The organism is Allobosea sp. TND4EK4 (genome assembly GCF_900156025.1).
Lineage (GTDB): Bacteria > Pseudomonadota > Alphaproteobacteria > Rhizobiales > Beijerinckiaceae > Allobosea.
In genome coordinates, this window is record NZ_FTMO01000007.1 from 61536 (window position 1) to 84066 (window position 22531).

The 22531-nt window shown below is 67.9% G+C and carries 24 protein-coding genes; 16 read left to right on the forward strand and 8 right to left on the reverse strand.

Annotated elements, in window-relative coordinates; translation table 11 throughout:
• Position 1: 1 nt before the first annotated feature.
• From BW981_RS13550 to BW981_RS13575, 6 genes are all read left to right on the forward strand, one after another.
• A complete protein-coding gene (locus BW981_RS13550; RefSeq protein ID WP_076440025.1) occupies positions 2-412 on the forward strand; it encodes a cytidine deaminase in 411 nt (136 codons plus the stop codon).
• A 39-nt stretch (positions 413-451) separates the two neighbouring features.
• Complete coding sequence (locus BW981_RS13555) at positions 452-1267, forward strand: purine-nucleoside phosphorylase (protein WP_076440026.1); 816 nt, start codon at positions 452-454, stop codon at positions 1265-1267.
• Complete coding sequence (gene deoC / locus BW981_RS13560; RefSeq protein ID WP_076440028.1) at positions 1264-2040, forward strand: deoxyribose-phosphate aldolase; 777 nt, start codon at positions 1264-1266, stop codon at positions 2038-2040. The genes BW981_RS13555 and deoC overlap by 4 nt, the downstream gene beginning before the upstream one ends.
• Positions 2040-3365 carry a thymidine phosphorylase gene (deoA, locus tag BW981_RS13565; RefSeq protein WP_076440030.1) on the forward strand — a complete coding sequence of 442 codons (1326 nt, stop codon included), beginning with the start codon at positions 2040-2042 and terminating at the stop codon, positions 3363-3365. Before deoC ends, deoA begins: the two co-directional genes overlap by 1 nt.
• Positions 3362-4303 carry a 2-hydroxyacid dehydrogenase gene (locus tag BW981_RS13570; RefSeq protein ID WP_076440032.1) on the forward strand — a complete coding sequence of 314 codons (942 nt, stop codon included), beginning with the start codon at positions 3362-3364 and terminating at the stop codon, positions 4301-4303. The genes deoA and BW981_RS13570 overlap by 4 nt, the downstream gene beginning before the upstream one ends.
• 103 nt (positions 4304-4406) lie before the next feature.
• The gene (locus BW981_RS13575) at positions 4407-5765 is read left to right on the forward strand and encodes an esterase-like activity of phytase family protein (protein ID WP_076440034.1); all 1359 of its coding nucleotides are present in this window, start codon (positions 4407-4409) and stop codon (positions 5763-5765) included.
• A gap of 93 nt (positions 5766-5858) precedes the next feature.
• On the opposite strand, the gene nth is transcribed toward BW981_RS13575, so the two are convergent.
• Positions 5859-6581 (reverse strand): endonuclease III, encoded by a 723-nt coding sequence (gene nth, locus BW981_RS13580; protein ID WP_076440036.1) that lies wholly within the window; start codon positions 6579-6581, stop codon positions 5859-5861.
• Between the two features lie 20 nt (positions 6582-6601).
• On the opposite strand from nth, the gene BW981_RS13585 reads away from it, so the two are divergent.
• The gene (locus tag BW981_RS13585; RefSeq protein ID WP_076440038.1) at positions 6602-7147 is read left to right on the forward strand and encodes a DUF2244 domain-containing protein; all 546 of its coding nucleotides are present in this window, start codon (positions 6602-6604) and stop codon (positions 7145-7147) included.
• Positions 7148-7336: 189 nt separating this feature from the next.
• Entirely contained in the window at positions 7337-8233 is an 897-nt protein-coding gene (locus BW981_RS13590) for a methylated-DNA--[protein]-cysteine S-methyltransferase (protein WP_076440307.1), read from the forward strand.
• A gap of 10 nt (positions 8234-8243) precedes the next feature.
• Here BW981_RS13590 and BW981_RS13595 read toward each other — a convergent pair whose 3' ends face one another.
• Together BW981_RS13595 and BW981_RS13600 are read right to left on the reverse strand one after the other, a co-directional pair.
• A complete protein-coding gene (locus tag BW981_RS13595) occupies positions 8244-9953 on the reverse strand; it encodes a hypothetical protein (protein WP_083712345.1) in 1710 nt (569 codons plus the stop codon).
• Between the two features lie 88 nt (positions 9954-10041).
• The gene (locus tag BW981_RS13600; protein ID WP_076440311.1) at positions 10042-11220 is read right to left on the reverse strand and encodes a fumarylacetoacetate hydrolase family protein; all 1179 of its coding nucleotides are present in this window, start codon (positions 11218-11220) and stop codon (positions 10042-10044) included.
• Positions 11221-11429: 209 nt separating this feature from the next.
• On the opposite strand from BW981_RS13600, the gene ugpB reads away from it, so the two are divergent.
• From ugpB to BW981_RS13625, 5 genes are all read left to right on the forward strand, one after another.
• Positions 11430-12755 carry a sn-glycerol-3-phosphate ABC transporter substrate-binding protein UgpB gene (gene ugpB, locus BW981_RS13605; protein ID WP_076440313.1) on the forward strand — a complete coding sequence of 442 codons (1326 nt, stop codon included), beginning with the start codon at positions 11430-11432 and terminating at the stop codon, positions 12753-12755.
• Positions 12756-12831: 76 nt separating this feature from the next.
• Positions 12832-13713, forward strand: a complete 882-nt coding sequence (ugpA, locus tag BW981_RS13610) for a sn-glycerol-3-phosphate ABC transporter permease UgpA (RefSeq protein ID WP_076440040.1) — start codon at positions 12832-12834, stop codon at positions 13711-13713.
• Complete coding sequence (locus BW981_RS13615; protein ID WP_076440042.1) at positions 13713-14462, forward strand: creatininase family protein; 750 nt, start codon at positions 13713-13715, stop codon at positions 14460-14462. Before ugpA ends, BW981_RS13615 begins: the two co-directional genes overlap by 1 nt.
• Positions 14462-15310, forward strand: coding sequence for a sn-glycerol-3-phosphate ABC transporter permease UgpE (gene ugpE / locus BW981_RS13620; protein WP_076440044.1), 849 nt, complete (start codon positions 14462-14464; stop codon positions 15308-15310). The genes BW981_RS13615 and ugpE overlap by 1 nt, the downstream gene beginning before the upstream one ends.
• A 91-nt stretch (positions 15311-15401) precedes the next feature.
• Complete coding sequence (locus BW981_RS13625; RefSeq protein WP_076440046.1) at positions 15402-16493, forward strand: sn-glycerol-3-phosphate import ATP-binding protein UgpC; 1092 nt, start codon at positions 15402-15404, stop codon at positions 16491-16493.
• Here BW981_RS13625 and hemW read toward each other — a convergent pair.
• From hemW to rph, 3 genes are all read right to left on the reverse strand, one after another.
• Positions 16490-17689, reverse strand: a complete 1200-nt coding sequence (gene hemW / locus BW981_RS13630; RefSeq protein WP_244560324.1) for a radical SAM family heme chaperone HemW — start codon at positions 17687-17689, stop codon at positions 16490-16492. The genes BW981_RS13625 and hemW overlap by 4 nt on opposite strands.
• Positions 17686-18336, reverse strand: a complete 651-nt coding sequence (rdgB, locus tag BW981_RS13635) for an RdgB/HAM1 family non-canonical purine NTP pyrophosphatase (RefSeq protein ID WP_076440048.1) — start codon at positions 18334-18336, stop codon at positions 17686-17688. Before rdgB ends, hemW begins: the two co-directional genes overlap by 4 nt.
• Positions 18337-18449: 113 nt before the next feature.
• The gene (gene rph / locus BW981_RS13640; RefSeq protein ID WP_076440050.1) at positions 18450-19166 is read right to left on the reverse strand and encodes a ribonuclease PH; all 717 of its coding nucleotides are present in this window, start codon (positions 19164-19166) and stop codon (positions 18450-18452) included.
• Positions 19167-19352: 186 nt separating this feature from the next.
• Between rph and hrcA the strand changes: the two genes are divergently transcribed.
• From hrcA to BW981_RS13655, 3 genes are all read left to right on the forward strand, one after another.
• Positions 19353-20438, forward strand: coding sequence for a heat-inducible transcriptional repressor HrcA (gene hrcA, locus BW981_RS13645; protein ID WP_076440052.1), 1086 nt, complete (start codon positions 19353-19355; stop codon positions 20436-20438).
• Positions 20439-20473: 35 nt separating this feature from the next.
• Positions 20474-21094: an ankyrin repeat domain-containing protein gene (locus BW981_RS13650; RefSeq protein ID WP_076440054.1), complete on the forward strand. Its 621-nt coding sequence runs from the start codon at positions 20474-20476 to the stop codon at positions 21092-21094.
• A 64-nt stretch (positions 21095-21158) separates the two neighbouring features.
• Complete coding sequence (locus BW981_RS13655; protein WP_076440057.1) at positions 21159-21410, forward strand: DUF3297 family protein; 252 nt, start codon at positions 21159-21161, stop codon at positions 21408-21410.
• On the opposite strand, the gene BW981_RS13660 is transcribed toward BW981_RS13655, so the two are convergent.
• Together BW981_RS13660 and BW981_RS13665 are read right to left on the reverse strand one after the other, a co-directional pair.
• Positions 21380-21931 carry a GNAT family N-acetyltransferase gene (locus BW981_RS13660; RefSeq protein WP_076440059.1) on the reverse strand — a complete coding sequence of 184 codons (552 nt, stop codon included), beginning with the start codon at positions 21929-21931 and terminating at the stop codon, positions 21380-21382. The two genes, BW981_RS13655 and BW981_RS13660, sit on opposite strands and share 31 nt — an antisense overlap.
• Positions 21928-22527: a helix-turn-helix domain-containing protein gene (locus BW981_RS13665; RefSeq protein WP_076440061.1), complete on the reverse strand. Its 600-nt coding sequence runs from the start codon at positions 22525-22527 to the stop codon at positions 21928-21930. The genes BW981_RS13660 and BW981_RS13665 overlap by 4 nt, the downstream gene beginning before the upstream one ends.
• Positions 22528-22531: the final 4 nt, after the last annotated feature.

Genomic DNA, 22531 nt, shown 5'->3' on the forward strand with positions numbered 1-22531 from the left:
GATGGCCGCCGCGCCCGATTTCGACGCGATGTTCACTGCCGCCGCCCGCATCCAGGCTCGCGCCTATGCGCCCTATTCGCGCTTCAAGGTCGGCGCGGCAGTGCTGGCCGAGGACGGCACGATCCATGCCGGCTGCAATGTCGAGAACGCCGCTTATCCGGTCGGAAGCTGCGCCGAAGCCGGCGCGATCGCGGCGATGATCGCGTCGGGCGCCCGCGCGATCCGGGCGGTGCTGGTCTATGGCGAGGGCGCGGAGCTGGTGACGCCCTGCGGGGCCTGCCGCCAGCGCATCCGCGAATTCGCGGCGCCCGAGACGCCGGTCGCGATCGCCGGGCCGGAGGGCATCCGCGCGCGCTTCACCCTCGCGGAGCTGTTGCCAGCCTCGTTCGGACCCGCCAATTTGCCGCGCTGATTTGGAGGCGGCCCGGCCCGCCGGTTCGAAAGGGAAACGATGACGGTCGATCCGGCCTTCGAAGCGGCGCTCTCCGCCCTGCGCGACCATGGCATCGCCGGGCCGATCGACTGTGCGCTCGTCCTGGGAACAGGGCTCGGCAGCGTCGTCGAGGATGTCGAGAACCCGGTCGTCGTTGCCTATTCCGCACTGCCGGGCTTCCCGCAGGGCGAGGTTTCGGGCCATGCCCGCCAGCTCTGCTGCGGCACGCTGTTCGGGCGCAAGGTACTGATCTATCAGGGGCGCGCGCATTATTACGAAGGCGGTGACCCGGCCGTGATGCGGCTGCCGCTCGGCATCCTGACCGCCCTGGGCTCTCCGCCCCTGATCCTGACCAACGCAGCCGGCTCGCTGCGGCCCGAGATGGGCCCGGGCAGCCTCGCTTTGATCACCGACCACATCAATCTCAACGGGCCGAACCCGTTGATCGGCGACACCGGCGACGGGCGCTTCGTGCCGATGGTCGATGCCTATGACCCGCTGCTGCGCGACGGCCTCATGCGCGCCGCGGCCGGCGAGGGCGTGCCGCTCGGCGAGGGGGTCTATCTGTGGTTCACAGGCCCGAGCTTCGAGACGCCGGCGGAGATCCGCATGGCGAAGGTCCTGGGCGCCGATCTCGTCGGCATGTCGACGGTGCCCGAGGTCATTCTGGCGCGGCGGCACGGCCTGCGCGTCGCGGCAATCTCGGTCGTCACCAACATGGGCGCGGGCCTTCATGGCGGGGCGCCGCATCACAGCGAGACGCGCGATGTTGCCGGAACCGCGTCGCACGCGCTGCGCAGGCTGCTGCGCGGCTTCCTGCCGGAGCTGACATGACCGACTCAGCCACATCCGATGCGGGCCTGGCCCGACGCGCGCTCGCCATGCTCGACCTGACCGATCTCGGCGACGACGCGACGGAGGCCGGTGCTCGCGAATTGTGCGCGCGGGCGCTGTCAGGCCCGGTCCCGGTCGCGGCGGTCTGCCTGTGGCCGCGCTTCGTCGCGGCGGCGCGCGCGGCACTGGGTGGGGACAGCCCCGTCCGCATCGCCACCGTCGTCAACTTTCCCGACGGCGGGACCGCCATCGCGCCGGTCATCCGCGACACAGACGAAGCGCTCGCGGCCGGGGCCGATGAGATCGACCTCGTCCTGCCCTGGCGCGCAGTGCTGGCCGGCGGCACCGCGGAAGCCGAGGCCATGATCCGCAACGTCAAGCGGCGCTGCGGCGGCAGGCTGCTGAAGGTCATCCTGGAAACGGGAGAGTATCCGGATCTCGACAGCATCAGGACGGCGTCCGAACTCGCCATCGCGGCGGGCGCCGACTTCATCAAGACCTCGACCGGCAAGACCGCCCGTTCCGCCAGCCTGCCTGCTGCCCGGACGATGCTGGGCGTCATCGCGTCCTGTGCCCGGCCCATCGGGCTGAAGCCGTCGGGCGGCATCAGGACGCTCTCCGACGCGAAAGCCTATCTCGATCTCGCCGACGAGATCATGGGGCCGAGCTGGGCGACGCCTCGGACGTTCCGCTTCGGCGCGAGCGGCCTGTACGGTGCCCTGGTGGCGGCGATCGAGGGCGGCGCGGCCAGGCCCGGCACGGAGAGCTATTGATGCGGCTGACGCAGGAGATCATCGCCGCCAAGCGCGACGGCGGCGAATTGCCCGACGGCGACATCCGCCAGCTCATCGCCGGGCTGACCGACGGCTCCGTCAGCGAGGGCCAGGCGGCCGCCTTCGCCATGGCGGTCTATTTCAACGGCATGACCGAGAAGGAGCGCGTGGCTCTGACGCTTTCCATGCGCGATTCCGGCACCGTGCTGCGCTGGGACGACCTGCCTGGCCCGGCGCTCGACAAGCATTCGACGGGAGGCGTCGGCGACACGGTCAGCCTGCCGCTGGCTGCCGCCGTCGCCGCCTGCGGCGGCTATGTCCCGATGATCTCGGGTCGCGGGCTCGGCCATACCGGCGGAACGCTCGACAAGCTCGATGCGGTGCCGGGCTACGTCACCCAGCCCGGCATCGGGCTTTTTCGGCAGGTGGTGCGCGAGGCCGGCTGCGCCATCATCGGCCAGACCGCCGATCTCGCCCCCGCCGACAAGCGGCTCTACGCCATCCGCGATGTCACCGCGACGGTGGAATCGCTGCCGCTGATCACCGCCTCGATCCTGTCCAAGAAGCTCGCCGCGGGGCTGCACGGCCTCGCCATGGACGTGAAGTTCGGCTCCGGCGCCTTCATGCGCGAGCAGGGCCAGGCGCGCGCGCTGGCCCAGGCGCTGGTCAGCGTCGCCAACGGCTCCGGACTTCCGACGACGGCGCTGCTGACCGACATGGAGGAGCCGCTGGCGAGCGCGGCCGGCAACGCGCTCGAGGTCGCCTATGCGCTCGACCATCTGACCGGGCGGCGGCGCGAGCCGCGCTTTCACGCCGTCACCGTCGCACTCGGCGCCGAGATGCTGGTACTCGGTCGGCTGGCGGACGACCTCGACGAGGCGCGCGACAGGATCGAGGCAGCTTTCGCCTCGGGCGCCGCGGCGGAGCGCTTCGCCCGGATGATCGCGGCCCTGGGCGGGCCCGCCGATCTGCTCGAGAGGCAGGAGGCCTATCTGGCGAGGGCGGCCGTGGTGAGGCCAGTCTTTGCCGACCGGTCCGGCCCGGTCTCGGCCATCGATACGCGCGGCGTCGGCCTCGCCGTGGTGGCACTGGGTGGCGGACGCCTGCGTCCGCAGGACGGGATCGACCCCGCCGTCGGCCTGACGGAAATGGCGGGGCTGGGTGCCGAAGTCGGCCCCGACCGCGCGCTCGCCATCGTCCACGCCCGGAGCGAGGACGACCACGCCGCCGCGAGCGCGCGCTTGCGCGAGGCCTACCGGATCGGAGAGGCTGGGACACGGGGCGAGCTGATCGCCGAACGCATTACGGAAAGAACGCTGGGATGAGTCTGCTTCTGGCCATGTCGGGCTGGCATATCGAGGATTGGCGGGCGCGCTTCCAGGCGCTGCTGCCGGAGATGCCGATCGTGACTTTGGGCGAGCCCTTCGACCGGCGCGCCGTGCACTACGTCGCGAGCTGGAAACATCCGCCGGGCAGCCTGACCGGCCTGCCCAACCTTGCTGCGATCTTCTCGCTCGGCGCCGGAGTCGATTTCCTCTTCGCCGACGACAAGCTGCCGGAGGCGCCGATCGCGCGCGTGGTCGATCCCGATCTCACCACGCGGATGAGCGAGTACGTCGTGCTGCACTGCCTGATGTATCTGCGGCAGCAGCATCGCTACATGCGACAGCAGCCAGCGAAGCTCTGGGAAGACGACCGCGACCAGCCGGCCGCCCGCGCGCTGCGCGTCGGCATCATGGGGCTGGGCGAGCTGGGGCTCGACGCGGCTCGGAAGCTCAAGGCGATCGGCTTCGACGTTGCAGGCTGGAGCCGCTCGCCCAAGAGCGTCGAGGGGCTGGCGACCTTCTGTGGCGAGGACGGCATGCGCGCGTTCCTGGCGCGGACGGACATCCTGGTCAGCCTGCTGCCGCTGACGCAGGAGACGCGCGGAATCATCAACGCGGACCTCCTTGATAGTCTGGCGCAGGATGGGCGGCTCGGTCCCTTCCTGATCAATGCCGGGCGTGGCGGCCTTCAGGTCGAGGCCGACATTCTGGCGGCGCTCGATGCCGGCACGCTCAAGGGGGCGACGCTCGACGTCTTCGAGACCGAGCCGCTACCGTCCGACTCACCGCTCTGGAGCCATCCGTTGGTGACGGTGACACCGCACAATGCCGCCATGTCGGAGCCGGAGGCGATCGCCTCGCTGATCGCCCAGCAGATCCGGCGGATGGAAGCGGGCGAGCCGCTCCAGCATGTGGTCGATCCGGCGCGAGGCTATTGAAGCGGGGTCCCGAGCAGGGTTTGCGGCCCTGTCATCGGCCCGTCGCGCAGGCGCCATCAACGGCCGGCAGACGATCACGGACCCGTTCGCTCAGGAGCCGTCGATGCGCCCCGGTTTCACCGCCGCCCTGCTGATCCTGCTCGCTTTGCCCGCAATCGCGCAGGATGCCCCGAAGGCCTTCCCGTCCAGTCTGCTGGGCCAGGCGATTCTGCCGGCCTTCACCATCATTCCCGCGCCTGCCGAGGCTCCAGAAGACCTCAAGGTCTCGGGCAAGTTCCTGAAGCCCGGCACGCGGGTTGAGGCCATCGGCACGGTGGCGGGCACTTCGGCCGGGCGCCCGACCGGCATCTCGACACCGTTCGCCGGCCAGCCGGTGCAGGGCTTCTCCGGCATTCGCTCGCTCGGCAACGGCGAGTTCCTGGTGCTGACCGACAACGGCTTCGGCTCGAAGGCGAATTCGCCGGACGCCGCTCTGTTCTTCCACAGGCTCAAGGCGGACTTCGCCGGCGGCAGGATCACCCGGCTCTCGAGCGCCTTCCTGCACGATCCCGACAAGAAGGTGCCGTTCCGAATCGTCCATGAGGGCACCGCGGCGCGCTATCTCTCCGGTGCCGATTTCGACCTGGAATCGATCCAGCCTATCGGCGGAAAATACTGGATCGGCGAGGAATTCGGCCCCTATCTCCTGCGCGTCGATGCGGACGGCAAGGTCGAGGCCGTGTTCGAGACGCTCGTCGACGGCAAGCCCGCCCGCTCGCCCGACCATTATGCCGTGACGACGCCGGGAGCGCCCGGAGGCGCGGTCGCCTTCAACGTCCGCCGCTCCAAGGGTTTCGAGGGCATGGCGCAGTCGCCGGACGGCCGTTTCCTCTATCCGATGCTGGAAGGTCCGCTCTGGGACGGCGAGAAGAACGCCTATGAGGAGATCGACGGCAAGGCCGTGCTGCGCATCCTCGAATTCGATGTCCAGGGCGAGAAGTGGACCGGACGCTCGTGGTTCTACCCGCTGGAAGCCAGGAGCAACGCCATCGGCGATTTCAACATGATCGACGCCACGACGGGCCTGATCATCGAGCGCGACGACGGCGAGGGCACCGCCGACAAGGCCTGCCCGGCCGGCGAGCGCAGGACCGACTGCTTCCACGACATCGCCAGATTCAAGCGCATCGTGAAGATCGAGATGACCGAGGCCAATGCCGGCAAGCCGGTGCGAAAGATCGGCCATATCGACCTGCTGGCCATCAGGGACCCGGCCGGCAAGGCGAAGCAGGGCACGAAGGATGGGGTCTTCACCTTCCCCTTCTTCACCATCGAGAATGTCGACATCGTGGATCGTGAGCAGGGCACCATCGTGGTCGGCAACGACAACAACCTGCCCTTCTCCTCCTCGCGCGACCCGAACAAGGCCGATGACGAGGAGCTCGTGCTGCTTTCGGTGAAGGAGTTGCTGGAGGCCAAGTAAGGCCCTGCCCTCATTCTCCGGCCGCGCGCAGGGCGGGCCCGGGAAGCTCTCGATCCAGAGACGGCCGGGTCGAGCCCGACCACGCAGCCTCGTTCAAGCCACGCGCTTATCCGCCGAATCGCAAAGGTCGTTCTGGATGCAGCGACCGCATTCGGGCCTGAGGGCCTTGCAGGTGTAGCGGCCGTGCAGGATCAGCCAATGATGGGCGTGCCGGCCGAATTCGGGCGGCACCGCCTTCTCCAGCCCCAGCTCGACCTGCAGCACGTTCTTGCCCGGCGCGATGCGCAGCCGGTTGGCGACCCGGAAGACATGGGTGTCGACCGCATGCGTGACCTCCCCGAAGGCGATGTTCAGCACGACATTCGCGGTCTTGCGGCCGACGCCGGGCAGGCTTTCGAGCGCCTCACGGGTCGTCGGAACCTGCCCGCCGAATTCGGCGATCAGCTTCTCGCTCAGCGCGACGACGTTCTTCGCCTTGGTGCGGAAAAGCCCGATCGTCTTGATGAAGTCCCGGACCTTCTCCTCGCCGAGCGCCAGCATCTTCTCCGGCGTGTCGGCGATGGCGAAGAGCGGGCGCGTGGCCTTGTTGACGCCGGCATCGGTTGCTTGCGCCGAGAGCACGACGGCGACCAGAAGCGTGAAGGCGTTGACCGATTCCAGTTCGCCCCTGGGCTCGGGGTCTGCGGCCCGGAAGCGCTCGAAGATCTCCCGGACCTCGGCCGATTTGCGCGCCCGCGCCGCCGCCTTGCGCGCGCGCGGCAATGTGATGCCTTTCTCCGGAGCACCCTTGCGCGGGGGCTTGTTCTGCTGGTCCATGCGGGCGTTATAGTGCGCCGATGGACCCCGGCAAGGCCTTGAACGCACGATCGGATGGCGGCAGCGGCGACGCGGCGCTGCGCCCGGTCTTCGACGCGACGATCACGCCGCACCGCTCGCTCGGGCAAAACGGCTTCCGGATCGTGATGACGCTGGTCTGCCTCTCGAGCGTGATCTCCTCGGTGCCCTTCGTCGTTCTGGGCGCCTGGCCGGTGGCGGGTTTCTTCGGCCTCGACGTGCTGGCCCTGTTCATCGCCTTCCACGTCAATTTCCGCCATGCCCGCGCCTTTGAGCGTGTCGTGGTGTCGCCGCTGGAGGTGCTTCTGCGCAAGGTCTCGCATCACGGCCGCGAGGCAGTGTGGCGGTTCAACCCGGCCTGGACACGGCTCGAGCGGCAGAATGACGAGGATTACGGCCTCCTCGGCCTGAAGCTGGTGTCGCGCGGGCAGAGCGTGCCGGTCGCGGGGGAGCTCTCGCCAGCCGAGCGGGCGGGCTTCGCCGACGCGCTCGGCGCCGCGCTTGCGTCGGCGCGGCGCGGCGTGGATTACGGGCGTCCTGAGCACTGATCGCCATTCCGCTTGCCAGCTTTCGGGTGGGAGCGGCATGGTCGGGGCGCTAGGCTCGCCTCACGATCGCAAGATGCGAGGCTCCACCTCATGAACGCCCTGACGCCGATGAAACCCTCCGCCATGCTCAAGACGGCGATGACCCCGACGCGCTTCTCGACCGGCGTGCTGGCGCGGGCCGCGGAGGCCATGCCGGCGGAGACCGATTTCCCCGCCCCCCTGCCCGGCTCCGATTACGATACGGTGCGGCGCATCCTCGCCTTCATCACCCATCACTGGCGCGAGCAGCCGACGATCGAGGCGATCGCGGAAGCTGCCGGCGCGACCCCGACCGACGTCCACCACCTCTTTCGCCGCTGGTGCGGGCTGACGCCGAAGGCCTTCCTGCAGGCGATCACGCTCGACCACGCCAAGGGCCTGCTCGCCTCCTCCGCCAGTGTCCTCGATGCGGCGCTGGAGGTGGGGCTGTCGGGCCCGGGCCGGCTGCACGATCTGTTCGTCACGCATGAGGCGATGTCGCCGGGCGAGTGGAAGGTGGGCGGCGAGGGGCTGAAGCTCTCCTACGGCTTCCATCCCTCGCCCTTCGGCGAGGCGCTGATCGTCGTCACGGATCGCGGGCTCGCCGGTCTCGGCTGGGTTTCGACCAGCGTCGATGGCGGCAAGGTCGTGGGCGGCCGGGCGGAGGCGCTGGCCGACATGATGCGCCGCTGGCCGCAGGCCGGCTATCACTACGACCCCGCGCTGACCGCGCCCTACGCCGCGCGCATCTTCGACCCGAAGGCCTGGTGCGCCGAGACACCGCTGCGCATCGTGCTGATCGGCACGGATTTCGAGGTTCGCGTCTGGGAGACGCTGCTCAGGATCCCGGTCGGCCGCGCCACCACCTATGGCGACGTCGCCAGCCATATCGGCAAGCCCAGCGCGGCGCGCGCGGTCGGCATGGCCGTCGGAAAGAACCCGATCTCCTTCGTGGTGCCGTGCCACCGCGTCATCGGCAAATCCGGCGCCTTGACCGGCTATCACTGGGGTCTGACCCGCAAGCGCGCCATCCTGGGGTGGGAGGCGGGGCAGACGTCGGCGGGCTGAGCCTTTTCCGCTACTTGCGCAGATACATGTCCCAGCATGGCGCGAGCGCCACCGGGTCGCGCCCGGCCAACGCCGGGGCGAAGTGGCGACGCAGCGCCTCCCGCTCAGGGGTGGGCGGGCATTTCGGGATCAGGATCGCGTCGGTCCTGCCGAGTTCGGACAGCGTCTCGCGCGTGAGGACCGGGGTCGTGCGGCTGGGATCGGGGCCGATCGGCACCTCGCGCGGCGGCGGCCGGTTCAGCAGGTAGTTCATCGGGTCGACGAAATCGAGCGTGAAGACCGCGTTCAGCCGGCGCCTGTGCTCGGCTTCCCAGCGAGCGATCGCGCGCACGGCCTGCCGGACCTCCAGCAGCCAGGTCGCCTGATAATCGATCTCCGAAGCCAGGATGTGCGAGGGCCCAAGATCGGCGGCGACGAGTTCGTTGTAGGTCGCCTGGTGGGCCGCATAATGGTCGAGCATATGCGCCGCGCGGGTCGCGATCTCCGGCTTCACACTGAAGCGGCCGAGCGGCCCGAGCTCCGGAAGGTCCAGCTTCGCATAGGCCGGGGCGGCTATCAGCGCACGGCCGCTGCGCTCCACATAGATCATCAGCGAGGGCAGGACTGTCGCCATCAGCAGCAGCAGAACGACCGGACGGAGCGGGTCTCCCACCCGCAGCCACCATTGCGTCAGCAGCAGAAGCAGGATCGGCCACAGCCCGATGAACTCGAGCGAGCCGCTGTTCTGCGTCTCGAAGAAGGCGAGCGCGGCAAAGGCGATGGCGAGCCAGCACAGCGGAGAATCGGCCCATGCGCGCCAGCCGGAGCGTGTCGAAGGCAGGCCGTCGCGCCAGCAGACAAGGGCGAGCGTCGCCAGCAGCACGAACAGCGGGGCAATGACGTTGAACTTGACCGACGCCACCGTGAGAAAGCGCGGCAGCATGTCGCCGGTATTGAGCGCCACCAGTTCGAAGACATCGGAGAGATAGGCCGAGACGAGGCCGGTCGCGAGCTCGATCCCGCCGAGCGACAGGATGGTCAGGCCCGCGGCGATCACGACGTCGACGAACCGCATCCGTCCGACGAGAAGCGCATAGCCGACGAGCAGCGTGCCGACCAATGCTCCGGTGATCTTCACCAGAAAGAGCGAGAGCATCAGCGTGGAGACGAGCCCGATCCGCAGCCCGCGCCGTTTGACGAACAGCAGGGCCGCGATCAGCAGATAAAGCAGCAGGCAGATCTGGCGGTTGTAGTGGCCATAGCCGTCAAGGCCGGGCGATGGGTAGAGCGAGTGCAGGTTCACCGGCAATGCGGCGAACAGCAGGAAGGGCAGCAGCAGGGCCAGCGCCTGCCCAGGCCGGCGCTGCGCGAGATCGCCCGTCATCAACGCCACAAGCGGCAACAGCACCGGCAAGAGCGCCCAGTTCGCCAGCAGCATGGGCTGGGCCTGCGGAAACAGCCGGTCGAGGCAGGCCATCAGATAATAGCCGAGCGGGCCGACCGGCGCGAAGAAGTCCAGCCCCGGCGCCTGGCCGGTGCGAATGCGCTGGAGCGCGTCGAGATAGACGACCGTATCCCAGGCGTTGGGGCCGAGCGGCAGCCGCAGCGGCAGGCTCAGCGCCGCCACCGCAACGGCCACGAAGGCGGCGATCCAAAGATAGGGACTGGCCGCGCAACGCAGGGCAAAGCCGCTCACGCCAGCCCGGGGCCGGCCGGTGCTGATCTCGCCAATCGCCACCACGCGCGCTCCTGTTCGAAGCCTCGAAATGGCAGAAAAACGTTACCAAGCCGCTGACGGGCCTGGCGGAGCCCGCGCATCCGGAGGGCTGTCAGAGCACGCCCTGCTTCGCCAGATGGCGCATCAGATGCGAGGCGCCATAGGTCCAGGGCTCGCATTCGTCGGTGCGCTTCATGCGGTTGACCAGGCTGCCGAGCTCGGGGGCGGCGATGGTGACGATGTCTCCGTATTTGTGGGTGAAGCCGCCGCCGGGCGCATCGCGATCCTTGATCGGCGCGAACATGGTGCCGAGATAGAGCGCCGCCCCGTCCGGATACTGGTGGTGCGGGCCGATCATCTGCGCGGCCAGATCGGCCGGATCGCGGCTGATCCTCGCGATCGAGGACGAGCCCTCGAGCGTGAAGCCGTCATCGCCCTCGACCGTCAGCGTCACTGTGGTGCGCCGGACATGGTCCAGCGTGAAGGCGTCGTCGAAGAGGCGGATGAACGGGCCGACCGCCGCCGCGGCGTTGTTGTCCTTGGCCTTGCCGAGCAGCAGCGCCGAACGGCCCTCGACATCGCGCAGGTTGACGTCGTTGCCCAGCGTGGCGCCGACGATCGCGCCGGTGGAGGCGACGACGAGCACGATCTCCGGCTCCGGATTGTTCCAGCTCGAAGCCGGATGCAGGCCGGCGTCGAAGCCGGTGCCGACCGTGGACATCGCCGGAGCCTTGGTGAAGATCTCGGCATCCGGGCCGATGCCGACCTCGAGATACTGGCTCCAGGCGCCCTGCGCGATCAGGACATCCTTGAGATGCATCGCCTCGGGCGAGCCGGGCTTGAGCTTGGAGAGATCGTCGCCGATGAGCTTGCCGATCTCCTCGCGGATCGTCGCCGCCGCGGCCGGGTTGCCGCGCGCCTTCTCCTCGATGACACGCTCCAGCATGGAGACGGCGAAGGTGACGCCTGCCGCCTTCACCGCCTGGAGGTCGAGCGGCGAGAGCAGCCAGGGCTTGGTGCGGTCGCGTCCGTCGACCGGCGTGTTGGCGAGGATCGCGGCCAGTGTGCCGACCGTCTCGCCCTTCGCCTGGCGCAGCGCCTGCGCCGGATTCGCCTGCTCGCAGAGATCGCGGCTGGTGGGGAATGCGGCTGTGACATCGACAAGGTCGTCGCCCCGCAGCGTGACGACGGCCGGTCCGCCCCGATCCGGGCGCCAGAGGCGCCCGAGCAGGGCGGCCGAGGCGTGGTCCTCGGGCAGGGCAGAGCTGGGGGAGAGTGACAGAGCGGGCATCGGCAGCGTCCGGAAAGGCGGAGCACGGAGCCCCGGATGGCGCGAGAACACCCGTTTCCCGGTGATTGCGCAAGTCCGTTGCCGACCATAGGCGGATTGCGGCAATCGTCATCGATTTGTCATTGAACTGTCGCCCGCGCTTCATCTAGCTTGCACACCAACGACAAGAACCGCGGAGGCCGATGCCCGCGGAAAGGGAGACGATCCTCATGACATTCAAGACCCGCATCCTGACGACGGCAGCCGCCTTCGCGCTGGCCGGGGCCTCGCCGGCCTTGGCACAGACCGAGATCCAGTGGTGGCACGCGCTGACCGGCGCCAACAACGACGTCGTCGTGAAGCTCGCCAACGACTTCAACGCGGCGCAGAAGGACTACAAGGTGATCCCGGTCTACAAGGGGTCCTATCCCGACACGCTGAACGCCGGCATCGCCGCCTTCCGCGCCGGGCAGGCGCCGCACATCCTGCAGGTCTTCGAGGTCGGCACCGGCACGATGATGTCGGCCAAGGGCGCGATCAAGCCGGTCTACGAGATGATGAAGGAAGCCGGCGAGAAGTTCGACCCCAACGCCTATCTCCCCGCGATCACCGGCTATTACTCGACGGCGAAGGGCGACATGCTCTCCTTCCCCTTCAACTCCTCGTCGATGGTGATGTGGTACAACAAGGACGCCTTCAAGAAGGCGGGCCTCGATCCGGAGAAACCGCCGAAGACCTGGCCGGAGGTGTTCGAGAACGCCAAGAAGCTGAAGGCCGCCGGCTACGACAAATGCGGCTTCTCGAACGCCTGGGCGACCTGGGCGAACATCGAGCAGTTCGGCGCCTGGCACAACATCCCGCTCTCGACCAAGGTCAACGGCATGGCCGGCTTCGACGCCGTGCTGAACTTCAACAAGAGCCCGGCCTTCCTCAAGCACTGGACCAACCTGGTCGAGCTGCAGAAGGACAAGACCTACGATTATTCCGGCCGCACCAACAATGGCGAGGGCCGCTTCACCTCCGGCGAATGCCCGATCTTCCTGACCTCCTCGGGCTTCTACGGCAACGTCGTCGCCAATGCGAAATTCGCCTGGGGCAATGCGGCGATGCCGTATTATCCGGACGTGCAGGGCGCGCCGCAGAACTCGATCATCGGCGGCGCCTCGCTGTGGGTGATGGGCGGCAAGAAGGCCGATGAGTACAAGGGCGTGGCGAAGTTCTTCACCTTCATCTCGGATGTCGACCGGCAGGCCAAGCTGCACACTGAGTCCGGCTACCTGCCGATCACCAAGGCGGCCTATGAGAAGGTCAAGGCGTCCGGCTTCTACAAGGACAAGCCCTATCTCGAGACGCCGATCCTGGAGCTCACCAACAAGGCGCCGACGGACAACTCCAGGGGCCTGCGCTATGGCAGCCTCGTCCAGATTCGCGATATCTGGTCGGAGGAGCTGGAGTCGACGCTGAACGGCCAGAAGACCCCGCAGGCGGCACTTGACGCGGCTGTGGAGCGCGGCAACCAGATGCTGCGCCAGTTCGAGCGCACCGCCGCGCGCTGAGGCCTGCTGCAGGACAGTGCGTTATCCCGGGCGGCCAAAGGTCGACCCGGGATAACCCGCGCAATTGAGAGCCGGAATGCAGAAGAACGCGTATTTCAAAGGTCTGACGATCCCGCTGCTGCTGCTCGCGCCGCAGCTCGCGATCACCATCGTGTTCTTCTACTGGCCGGCGAGCCAGGCGGTCTGGCAGAGCTTCCTGCTGCAGGACGCTTTCGGCACCTCGACCGAATTCGTCTGGTTCGAGAACTACCAGCACCTGTTCGCCGACCCGGGCTATCTCAAGGCCTTCATCAACACCGCGATCTTCTCGACCTTCGTGTGCATCTTCTCGCTGTCGATTGCGCTGCTTTTCGCCGTGATGGCCGACCGGCAGATTCGCGGTGCCGAGATCTACAAGACTCTGCTGATCTGGCCCTATGCGGTGGCGCCCGCCATCGCCGGCGTGCTCTGGCTGTTCATGTTCGATCCCTCGCTCGGCATGCTGGCGCGCGGGCTGCAATCGCTCGGCATCGCATGGAACCCGCGCCTCAACGGCAACCATGCGATGCTGCTCGTCATCCTGGCCGCCACCTGGAAGCAGATCAGCTACAATTTCCTGTTCTTCCTGGCCGGGCTGCAGTCGATCCCCAAGAGCGTGATCGAGGCGGCGGTGATCGACGGGGCGCGGCCGATGCGGCGCTTCTGGACGATCGTCTTCCCGCTGCTCTCGCCGACCACCTTCTTCCTGCTGGTCGTCAACATCGTCTACGTCTTCTTCGACACCTTCGGCATCATCGACTCGGTGACCGGCGGCGGGCCCTCGGGTGCGACCGAGACGCTGGTCTACAAGGTGTTTTCCGACGGCAAGGGCGGCTCCGACCTCGGGGGCTCGGCGGCGCAATCGGTGGTCCTGCTCGTGATGGTGATCGCGATGACGGCGATCCAGTTCAAGTTCATCGAGCGCAAGGTGAGCTACTGATGGCGTCCGTTCTCTGGATGGAGCTGACCGCCGAGGAGTTGCGGGCCAAGGCGGCCAGGGATGCCGTCGTCGTGCTGCCCGTCGCCTCGGTCGAGCAGCACGGGCCGCATCTGCCCGTGGGCGTCGACACCGTGCTCTGCGGCGGGGTCTGCAAGGCGGCGGCCGAGAAGGCGAGCGACATCGAGATTGTCGTGGCTCCGACGCTCTGGTGCGGCATGGCCGAGCACCACATGACCTTCGGCGGCACCTTCACCTTCGACATCCCGACCTATCGCGCCGTGCTGCTCTCGCTGCTGAAGAGCATCGAGCGGCACGGCTTCCACCGGGTGCTGATCGTCAACGGCCATGGCGGCAACATCGCCGCGCTGACCGCCTTCCTCCCCGACTTCGCCCGCGAGACGCGGCTGCATGTCGAGGCGACAACGTATTTCCTGCTGGCGCAGGCCGCCCTTCCGGCGCTGCTGGAAGATCAGAAAGGCGTGCAGCATGCCTGCGAGGTCGAAACCTCGATGATGATGGTGCTGGCGCCGGGATGCGTGCGCGAAGACAAGCGCGGCGAGGCCTTCGGTGCCCTGGAAGGCCTGCCGGGCCGGCCTGAGGTGTCGCACCACCGTTCGTTCCGGGAGATGACCGGGAGCGGCGTGATCGGCGATGCGCGGCGGGCGAGCCCCGCCAAGGGACGGGCCTGCCTCGATGCCTGCGCAGAAGCGCTGGCGGGACTGCTGCGCGAGATGGGAAGGGCCGGCTGATGGTCGAGGACCGCCGCCTCGGCGACGCGATCGCCTATATCATCCTGACGATCGGCGTATTGATTGTCGCCTTTCCGGTCTGGCTGACCTTCGTCGCCTCGACCTGGGACGCCTCGACCGTGATCAACGGCCAGATGCCGCTCTATCCGGGACCGTATCTCCTCGAGAACTACAACCGGATCCTGTTCGTCGGGACCTCGGGCACGACGCGCGAACCCGTGATCGGCATGATGGTGAACTCCTTCATCATGGCGATGACGATCGCGCTCGGAAAGATCTTCATCTCGGTGCTCTCGGCCTATGCGGTCGTCTATTATCGCTTTCCGTTCCGGATGGCGGCGTTCTGGATCATCTTCGTCACGCTGATGCTCCCGGTCGAGGTCCGCATCTTCCCGACCTTCAAGATCGTCTCCGACCTCAACATGCTGGACACCTATCAGGGGCTCGCGGTCCCGCTGATCGCATCGGCGACCGGAACGCTGCTCTTCCGGCAGTTCTTCATGACGATCCCGGACGAATTGCTGGAAGCGTCGAAGATCGACGGCGCCGGGCCGTTCAAGTTCTTCAAGGACACGCTGCTGCCGCTCTCGATGACGACGATCGCGGCCCTGTTCGTGATCCAGTTCATCTATGGCTGGAACCAGTACCTCTGGCCGCTCCTGGTGACGACGAAGGACTCGATGCAGACCATCGTCATCGCCATCAAGAAGATGATCGTCACCGCCGACGCCCTCACCGAGTGGCAGTTGGCCATGGCCACCGCCATGCTGGCCATGCTGCCGCCCGTCATCGTCGTCATCGCCATGCAGAGACTCTTCGTGAAGGGCCTGGTGGAGACGGAAAAGTAGATTTCGGCAATGGGCAGTCGGCAGTAGGCAGTCGAACGCCCATCCTTCCCCCGACTGCCTACTGCCGATTGCCGACTGCCCGGGAACCCCAATGGCCCAAGTTACCCTCAGCAACGTCAAGAAGGTCTATGCCGGCGGCGTCGAAGCCGTGAAGGGCGTGTCCTTCGATATCCCCGATGGCGGCTTCTGCGTGCTCGTCGGCCCCTCCGGCTGCGGCAAGTCCACGCTGCTGCGCATGGTCGCCGGGCTCGAGACGATCTCGTCCGGCGAGATCGCGATCGGCAACCGGGTCGTCAACCAGATCGAGCCGGCCGAGCGCGACATCGCCATGGTGTTCCAGAACTACGCGCTCTATCCGCATTTCAGCGTCTACGACAACATGGCCTATGGGCTGCGCAACCTCGGCACACCCAAGGATGAGATCGACCGGCGTGTGCGGGAAGCGGCGCGCATCCTCGCCATCGAGCCTCTGCTGGAGCGGCGGCCCAAGCAGCTGTCCGGCGGCCAGCGCCAGCGTGTCGCGATGGGCCGTGCCATCGTGCGCAAGCCGCAGGTCTTCCTCTTCGACGAGCCGCTCTCCAACCTCGATGCCAAGCTGCGCGTGCAGATGCGCGTCGAGATCAAGAAGCTGCAACGCGCGCTCGGCGTCACCTCGATCTACGTCACTCACGACCAGGTCGAGGCGATGACGCTCTCCGACAAGCTCGTGGTGATGAATGCGGGACAGGTCGAGCAGATCGGCCTGCCTGCGGATGTCTATCGCAAGCCGGCAAGCAAGTTCGTCGCGACCTTCATCGGCTCGCCGCCGATGAACATTCTCTCCGGCGCCGTCGACGGACCCGGCATCGTGGCGCTGGGCGAGGCGATCCTGGAGGCGCATGACATGCGCCTGGATCTGGCGCCGCAGATGGCCGTGGAAGTGGGCCTGCGGCCGGAGGATGTCGAGATCGCGTCCGAAGGCCAGGCCGGCTCGCTGCCCTTCGAGGTCGAGTTCATCGAGGAACTGGGGGCGACGCAGCTTTTCCACGGCAAGCTCGCGGGCAAGCCCTTCGTGATGCAGGCGGCGACCGGGGAGGTGGCTGCGCAGGAAGGCCGGCTCTGGATCACCGTCGATCCCGCCAAGGTGCATGTCTTCGACCCGCAGACCGGGGCGCGGCTCGGCAGGGCTGACGGCTTTTCCTAAGCCGCCAGATCCGCCACCAGCGCATCGAGCAGAAGCGCGCCGTCCGGCGTCGCGGCGAGGCGGCCGCCGGCGCGGTGCATCAGCAACTTCTCGTCGATGAGATCGGCGACCCGCTTGGCATCGAGCGTACGCCCCGACAGAGCCTCGAAGACCGTGGGGTCGATGCCCTCGACCAGGCGCAGCCCCATCAGCAGATATTCGTCGCCCTGCGATTCGGCGCTCAGCCGCTCGTCCTCGACGAGGGCATCGCCTTCCGCCTCGACTCGGCTGAGCCAGACTTCCGGCCGCTTCTCGGTCGATTGGGCCATGCGGCCCTCCGCCGTCACCAGCCGGCCATGGGCGCCAGGGCCGATGCCGGCATATTCGCCATAGTGCCAGTAGACCAGGTTGTGCCGGCATTCAGCGCCGGGGCGGGCGTGGTTGGAGATTTCGTAGACCGGCAGGCCGTGCCGGGCGGTGATCTCCTGCGTCATCTCGTAGAGTGCCGCGCCCGCATCATGATCGGGGATGGCAAGCTTGCCCGCGCGAAACAGGCGCTCGAAGGCGGTGCCCGGCTCGATGGTGAGCTGGTAGAGCGAGAGATGCTCGGCCGCGTGGCTGATCGCCAGTTCAAGCTCGGCGCGCCAGAGCGCGGGCGTCTGGGCCGGGGAACGCGCATAGATCAGGTCGAAGGAATAGCGCTCGAAGTACTTTCGGGCAATGGCGACGGCCGCCAGCGCCTCCTCGGCGGAGTGCATCCGGCCAAGAGCCTTGAGGTCGGCATCGTTCAGCGCCTGGACGCCGAGCGAGACGCGGTTGATGCCCGCCGCGCGGAAATCGGCGAAGCGGCCGGCCTCGACGCTGGTTGGATTGGCCTCCAGCGAAACCTCGCAATCTGGGGCGACCGCCCAATGCTCGCCGATGGCGTCGAGGATCGCGCCGACCGTGCGGCCTTCCATCAGCGAGGGGGTGCCTCCGCCGAAGAAGATCGAGGAGACGGTGCGGCCGGGAGCCAGGGCGGCGCGATGGGCAATCTCGCGGCGGAAGGCGGCGATGTAGCGCGCCTGGTCCGGCGGCTGCAGCCGGACATGCGAGTTGAAGTCGCAATAGGGGCATTTGGCCAGGCAGAAGGGCCAATGCACATAGACGGCGAAGCCCGCATCCGCAGTGGGATGCGAGGCTGGCGGCCCCTCGATCAGGGCGGCCGGTGCACTCACGCCGGCGTCCTGAGGCAGGCTGCGGCCAGCGCGTGGAAGGCGCGTGCGCGGTGCGACAGGCCGGGCGAGCCATCGGCAGGGATGCCGTGCTTCTCCTCCGCGCTCATTTCGCCGAAGGTCTTGCCGTGGCCATCGGGCAGGAAGATCGGATCGTAGCCGAAGCCGCCCGCACCGCGCGCATGCTCGGTGACCGTTCCGAAGACACGGCCCTCGAACAGCTCCTGGTGGCCGTCCGGCCAGGCGATGACCAGCGCCGAGACGAAATGCGCCTTGCGCTGCTCCGGCGCCAGCGCGCCGCGCTTGGCAAGCTCCATCTGGACGCGAGCGATGGCGGGCGCGAAATCCTTGCCCGGCCCGGCCCAGTTCGCGGAAAACAGGCCCGGCGCCCCGTCGAGCGCATCGATGCAGATGCCGGAATCGTCGGAGAGGGCCGGCAGGCCGCTCGCCCGCGTCGCAGCGACCGCCTTGATCGCGGCATTCTCGGAAAACATCATCCCGTCCTCGATCGGCTCGGGCAGGCCGAGTTCGCCGGCCGAGACCAGCTCGACGCCATAGGGCGCCAGAAGCTCGCGCATCTCGCGCAGTTTGCCCTGGTTATGGGTCGCGATCACGACCTTGCCGGTGAGGAGGCGGTGCTGCGTCGTCATTCCCGGTTCCTTCCTTACCGTCATTGCGAGGAGCGGAGCGACGAAGCACCCCAGGGCTTCTCGAGCTCTGCCGCGCTGGATTGCTTCGCTGCGCTCGCAATGACGGCGGCGTTTTACGCCACCGCCGCCTTCTGCAGCGCAACGAGCTTGGAGACGCCGCCTTTGGCGAGCCTGAGCAGCGCCATCAGTTCGTCCTCCGAGAAGGGTGCGCCTTCAGCCGTGCCCTGCACCTCGACGAGGCCGCCGGTGCCGGTGATGACGAAGTTCGCGTCGGTCTGGGCACCGGAATCCTCGACATAGTCGAGATCGATCACCGGCTGGCCCGCCACGATGCCGCAGGAGACCGCGGCGACATGGTCCTTGAGCGGGTTCGCGCCCTTGAGCAGGTTGCGCCCTTCCATCCATTTCAGCGCATCGTGCAGCGCGACCCAGGCGCCGGTGATGGAGGCCGTGCGGGTGCCGCCATCGGCCTGGATCACATCGCAATCGACCACGATCTGGCGCTCGCCGATCGCGGTGAGGTCGACCACGGCGCGCAAGGAACGGCCGACGAGGCGCTGGATTTCCTGCGTGCGGCCCGAAGGCTTGCCGGACGTGACCTCGCGGCGGGTGCGCTCATGCGTCGCGCGGGGCAGCATGGAGTATTCGGCCGTGACCCAGCCCTTGCCCGTGCCGCGCAGCCAGGGCGGCCCCTTTTCCTCGACAGTCGCGGCGCAGAGCACCTTGGTCTCGCCGAAGGTGACCATGCAGGAGCCTTCCGCATAGCGCACGACACCGCGCTCGAGCGTGACCTTGCGCATCTCGTCGGCGGCGCGTTTGGAGGGTCGCATGGGTCGGTCCTGACTGTTTGAAGTTCGCGGCTTGTAGGCGGTTGGGCCCATCGGGGCAAGGTTGGGCGCAGGGAGCCCTCTCCCATAAGGAGAGGGCTCTCCCGACCTTCGATGACCGTTTCCGCTTGATCCTTCTCGGGTCAGAGCCGACAATAACGCCATGTCGAACCCGCATTTCCAGTCGGAATGAGCGCCCATACGCCCCGCCCCGAGACGGCGAGCAGCCTGATCGAGACCGATCAGCGCTCGCGGGAGATCTTCCGGCAGATCGTCGACGGCTATCTGACGACCGGCGAGCCGGTGGGCTCGCGCAACATCGCCCGCCTCCTGCCGATGACGCTGTCACCCGCCACGGTGCGCAACGTCATGACCGATCTGGAGCTGGCAGGCCTTATCTACGCGCCGCACACCTCGGCCGGGCGTCTGCCGACCGAGCGGGGCCTGCGCTTCTTCGTCGATGCGATGATGGAGGTCGGCAACCTCACCTCCGAGGAGCGGACCCGCATCGAGGCGCAGATCAAGGCCGCTGCCGGCCATCGCAACCTCGACCAGACGCTGGGGGAGGCCTCGGCGCTGCTGTCCGGTCTCTCGCGCGGGGCCGGCGTCGTGGTGACGACCAAGGCCGATCCGCGGCTGAAGCATATCGAATTCGTGCGACTCGATCCGTCCCGGGCGCTGGTCGTCCTGGTCTCTGAGGACGGGACGGTCGAGAACCGTCTGCTGGCGCTGCCACCGGGACTGCCGGCCTCGGCGCTGACAGAGGCGGCGAACTTCCTCAACGCGCGCGCCCTCGGCAAGACGCTCGGCGAACTGCGCGGCGAGATCGCGGCGCAGCGCATGTCGATGGAGCGCGAGCTGGACACGCTGACGGCGAAGCTGGTCGAGAGCGGCATCGCGACATCCGCCGGCCCCGGCAGCGACCGGCACCTGATCGTGCGCGGCCAGGCCAATCTGCTGGAGGATCTGCGGGCGCAGGAAGATTTGGAGCGCATCCGCCTGCTGTTCGGCGACCTGGAGACGCAGACCGACGTGATCGACCTGCTGACCCGGGCCGAGGAGGGCGACGGGGTCCGCATCTTCATCGGCTCGGAGAACAAGCTGTTCTCGATGTCCGGCTCGTCAATGGTGGCCGCCCCCTTCCGCGATGCCGAACAGCGTATCGTCGGCGTCGTCGGCATCATCGGGCCGACACGGCTGAACTATGCCCGCATCGTGCCGATGGTCGACTACACCGCCAAGGTCGTCGGGCGCCTGCTGGATGGGAGCCGGTGAGGCGGCTGGCTGCTGCTGTCCTTGGAGGTCTGTTGATGACCGCGACGACGGCTCAGGCCGGCGCTGCCCTGTTGGCCGCGGCGGAAACCGGCCACACCGCCGAAGTCGAACGGCTGATCCGCGAGGGTGTCGATCTGGAAGCCCGCGATCCCCAAGGCCGCACGGCCCTGCTGCTCGCCGTCGCGGGCAACCACGTCGTCGCCGCGAAGGCGCTGCTGGCGGCGGGGGCCAGCCCGAACACGCAGGCGGCCAACCGCGACACGCCCTGGCTCCTCGCCGGCGCTTCCGGGCGGACGGAGATCGTCGCGGCGATGCTGCCGCTGAAGCCCGACCTTTCGCTGCGCAACCGCTATGGCGGCAACGCGCTGATCCCGGCCTGCGAACGGGCGCATGTCGAGACGGTGAAGCTGCTGCTCACCAGCGGCATCGACGTGAACCACGTCAACGATCTCGGCTGGACCTGCCTTCTGGAGATCGTGATCCTCGGCGATGGCGGCCCGCGCCATCGGGAGGTGACAAGAATGGTGCTGGCCGCAGGCGCAGACCCGAATCTCGCGGACCGTGACGGGATCATGCCGCTGGCCCATGCGAGAGCGAAGGGCCAGGATGCCATCGCTGCGGCGATCGAGGTGGCCGGGGGGCGGATGAAGCGCTGAGTTGGCTTTACCCGCGGAAGCGTCTATCGAGCGCCCAGTTTTCCTTCGCATTCAGGCCAGGCCGATGTCCGACCAGCTTCCCGACCGCCTCTCCGTCAATCCCGAGAGCCCCTTCTACAACGAAGAGGTTCTGTCGCGGGACATCGGCATCCGCTTCAAGGGCGTCGAGAAGACCAATGTCGAGGAATATTGCGTCTCCGAAGGCTGGGTGAAGGTCGCAGCCGGCGCCGCCAAGGACCGCTTCGGCCGCCCGATGACGATCACGCTCAAGGGCCCGGTGGAGCCTTATGTGCGCGGCGAGGCCAAGGAAGGCTGAGCCTCGGCCAGGCTCTTGTAAAAGAAGGTCGAGCCGCAATCGGCGCCGTCCGGCATCAGCGCAAAACGCGGGATGGTGCCGAGCTCCGTCCAGCCGAGCCGGGCGTAGAGCCGCCGCGCCGCGCCATGCTCGTCGGTGTCGAGGACCAGGAGATCGCGGCCGTGCTGACGAGCGATCGCCTCGGCCCGGCGCATGAGCGCTTCGCCGATCCCCTGCCGGCGGGCGCGCGAATGCACCAGCACCTTGGCGATGTCGGCGCGATGCGGCTGGTTCGGCTTGCCGATCAGATGGAGCTGCGCGGTGCCGACGATCCCCTCCTCGGTGCGCGCAGCCAGCAGCACGATCCGCCCGCTCCCGACGCCCGCGACCACGTCGCGCCAGAAGCCTTCGTAGTCGGCCGGCGTGCTCCAGTGCATGAAGCCGACGGAGGCGCCGTTGGCGACGCAGTCCTGCAGAATGGCCGCGAGGTCGGGGATCGCGGACTCGGCTGCGGCGGTGTCGAGCGTTTCGATCCTGCTCATGCGGCATATCCCGGAAATGAGCCGCTGCCCGCGGCGAGGATGACGGCGTAGCGGACGGGCTCCGCCGCCGGATTGCGATAGATGATGGTCTTCCGCAGATACATCTGCAGGCAGTCGCCGGCGGCCAGCTCAGAGCCGATGCCATCGATGGTCAGGCCGAGCCGGCCGGCCAGCACCCAGATCTGCTGGTCGAGCGCCGGCGCACCCACCGCGCTGTCCAGCCTGACCTCGGCGCCGCCGGGCAGTTCCACCTCCACGATTTCGAAGCCGGAGCCCGTGCCGCGCGGCGAGACGTTTCGTCGGACATAGCCGCTCGCCGGATCACGCCAGACGGCTTGCGCGTCCCGGCGGGACAGGGGCCCGGCACTTTCCGCGGCGCCGAGCAGCGCCGAGAGCGACAGGCCGAGCCCGGAGCCCAGCCGCACCAGCAGGGCCGCTGTGGGGCTCGATTCGCCACGCTCGACCCGCGAGATCATGGCACGGCTGACACCGGAGCGGCGGGCGAGGTCGTCCAGTGTCAGGTCAAGGCGCTGGCGCGCGGCCTTGAGCCGCTCTCCGAGCCGGCGGTCGATGTCTTCGTCCGTGTCAAACCTCATGGAA

Excerpts from the sequence above, each read along its gene's own strand:
- deoA (WP_076440030.1), top strand. The coding sequence starts at position 2,040 with ATGCGGCTGACGCAGGAGATCATCGCCGCCAAGCGCGACGGCGGCGAA.
- BW981_RS13655 (WP_076440057.1), top strand. The coding sequence starts at position 21,159 with ATGTCCGACCAGCTTCCCGACCGCCTCTCCGTCAATCCCGAGAGCCCC.
- BW981_RS13570 (WP_076440032.1), top strand. The coding sequence starts at position 3,362 with ATGAGTCTGCTTCTGGCCATGTCGGGCTGGCATATCGAGGATTGGCGG.
- BW981_RS13615 (WP_076440042.1), top strand. The coding sequence starts at position 13,713 with ATGGCGTCCGTTCTCTGGATGGAGCTGACCGCCGAGGAGTTGCGGGCC.
- ugpB (WP_076440313.1), top strand. The coding sequence starts at position 11,430 with ATGACATTCAAGACCCGCATCCTGACGACGGCAGCCGCCTTCGCGCTG.
- rph (WP_076440050.1), bottom strand. The coding sequence starts at position 19,166 with ATGCGACCCTCCAAACGCGCCGCCGACGAGATGCGCAAGGTCACGCTC.
- BW981_RS13665 (WP_076440061.1), bottom strand. The coding sequence starts at position 22,527 with ATGAGGTTTGACACGGACGAAGACATCGACCGCCGGCTCGGAGAGCGG.
- BW981_RS13625 (WP_076440046.1), top strand. The coding sequence starts at position 15,402 with ATGGCCCAAGTTACCCTCAGCAACGTCAAGAAGGTCTATGCCGGCGGC.
- BW981_RS13590 (WP_076440307.1), top strand. The coding sequence starts at position 7,337 with ATGCCGGCGGAGACCGATTTCCCCGCCCCCCTGCCCGGCTCCGATTAC.
- BW981_RS13600 (WP_076440311.1), bottom strand. The coding sequence starts at position 11,220 with ATGCCCGCTCTGTCACTCTCCCCCAGCTCTGCCCTGCCCGAGGACCAC.
- ugpE (WP_076440044.1), top strand. The coding sequence starts at position 14,462 with ATGGTCGAGGACCGCCGCCTCGGCGACGCGATCGCCTATATCATCCTG.
- BW981_RS13660 (WP_076440059.1), bottom strand. The coding sequence starts at position 21,931 with ATGAGCAGGATCGAAACGCTCGACACCGCCGCAGCCGAGTCCGCGATC.
- BW981_RS13585 (WP_076440038.1), top strand. The coding sequence starts at position 6,602 with ATGGACCCCGGCAAGGCCTTGAACGCACGATCGGATGGCGGCAGCGGC.
- BW981_RS13575 (WP_076440034.1), top strand. The coding sequence starts at position 4,407 with ATGCGCCCCGGTTTCACCGCCGCCCTGCTGATCCTGCTCGCTTTGCCC.
- BW981_RS13650 (WP_076440054.1), top strand. The coding sequence starts at position 20,474 with ATGACCGCGACGACGGCTCAGGCCGGCGCTGCCCTGTTGGCCGCGGCG.
- BW981_RS13550 (WP_076440025.1), top strand. The coding sequence starts at position 2 with ATGGCCGCCGCGCCCGATTTCGACGCGATGTTCACTGCCGCCGCCCGC.
- nth (WP_076440036.1), bottom strand. The coding sequence starts at position 6,581 with ATGGACCAGCAGAACAAGCCCCCGCGCAAGGGTGCTCCGGAGAAAGGC.
- hrcA (WP_076440052.1), top strand. The coding sequence starts at position 19,353 with ATGAGCGCCCATACGCCCCGCCCCGAGACGGCGAGCAGCCTGATCGAG.
- ugpA (WP_076440040.1), top strand. The coding sequence starts at position 12,832 with ATGCAGAAGAACGCGTATTTCAAAGGTCTGACGATCCCGCTGCTGCTG.
- BW981_RS13555 (WP_076440026.1), top strand. The coding sequence starts at position 452 with ATGACGGTCGATCCGGCCTTCGAAGCGGCGCTCTCCGCCCTGCGCGAC.
- deoC (WP_076440028.1), top strand. The coding sequence starts at position 1,264 with ATGACCGACTCAGCCACATCCGATGCGGGCCTGGCCCGACGCGCGCTC.
- rdgB (WP_076440048.1), bottom strand. The coding sequence starts at position 18,336 with ATGACGACGCAGCACCGCCTCCTCACCGGCAAGGTCGTGATCGCGACC.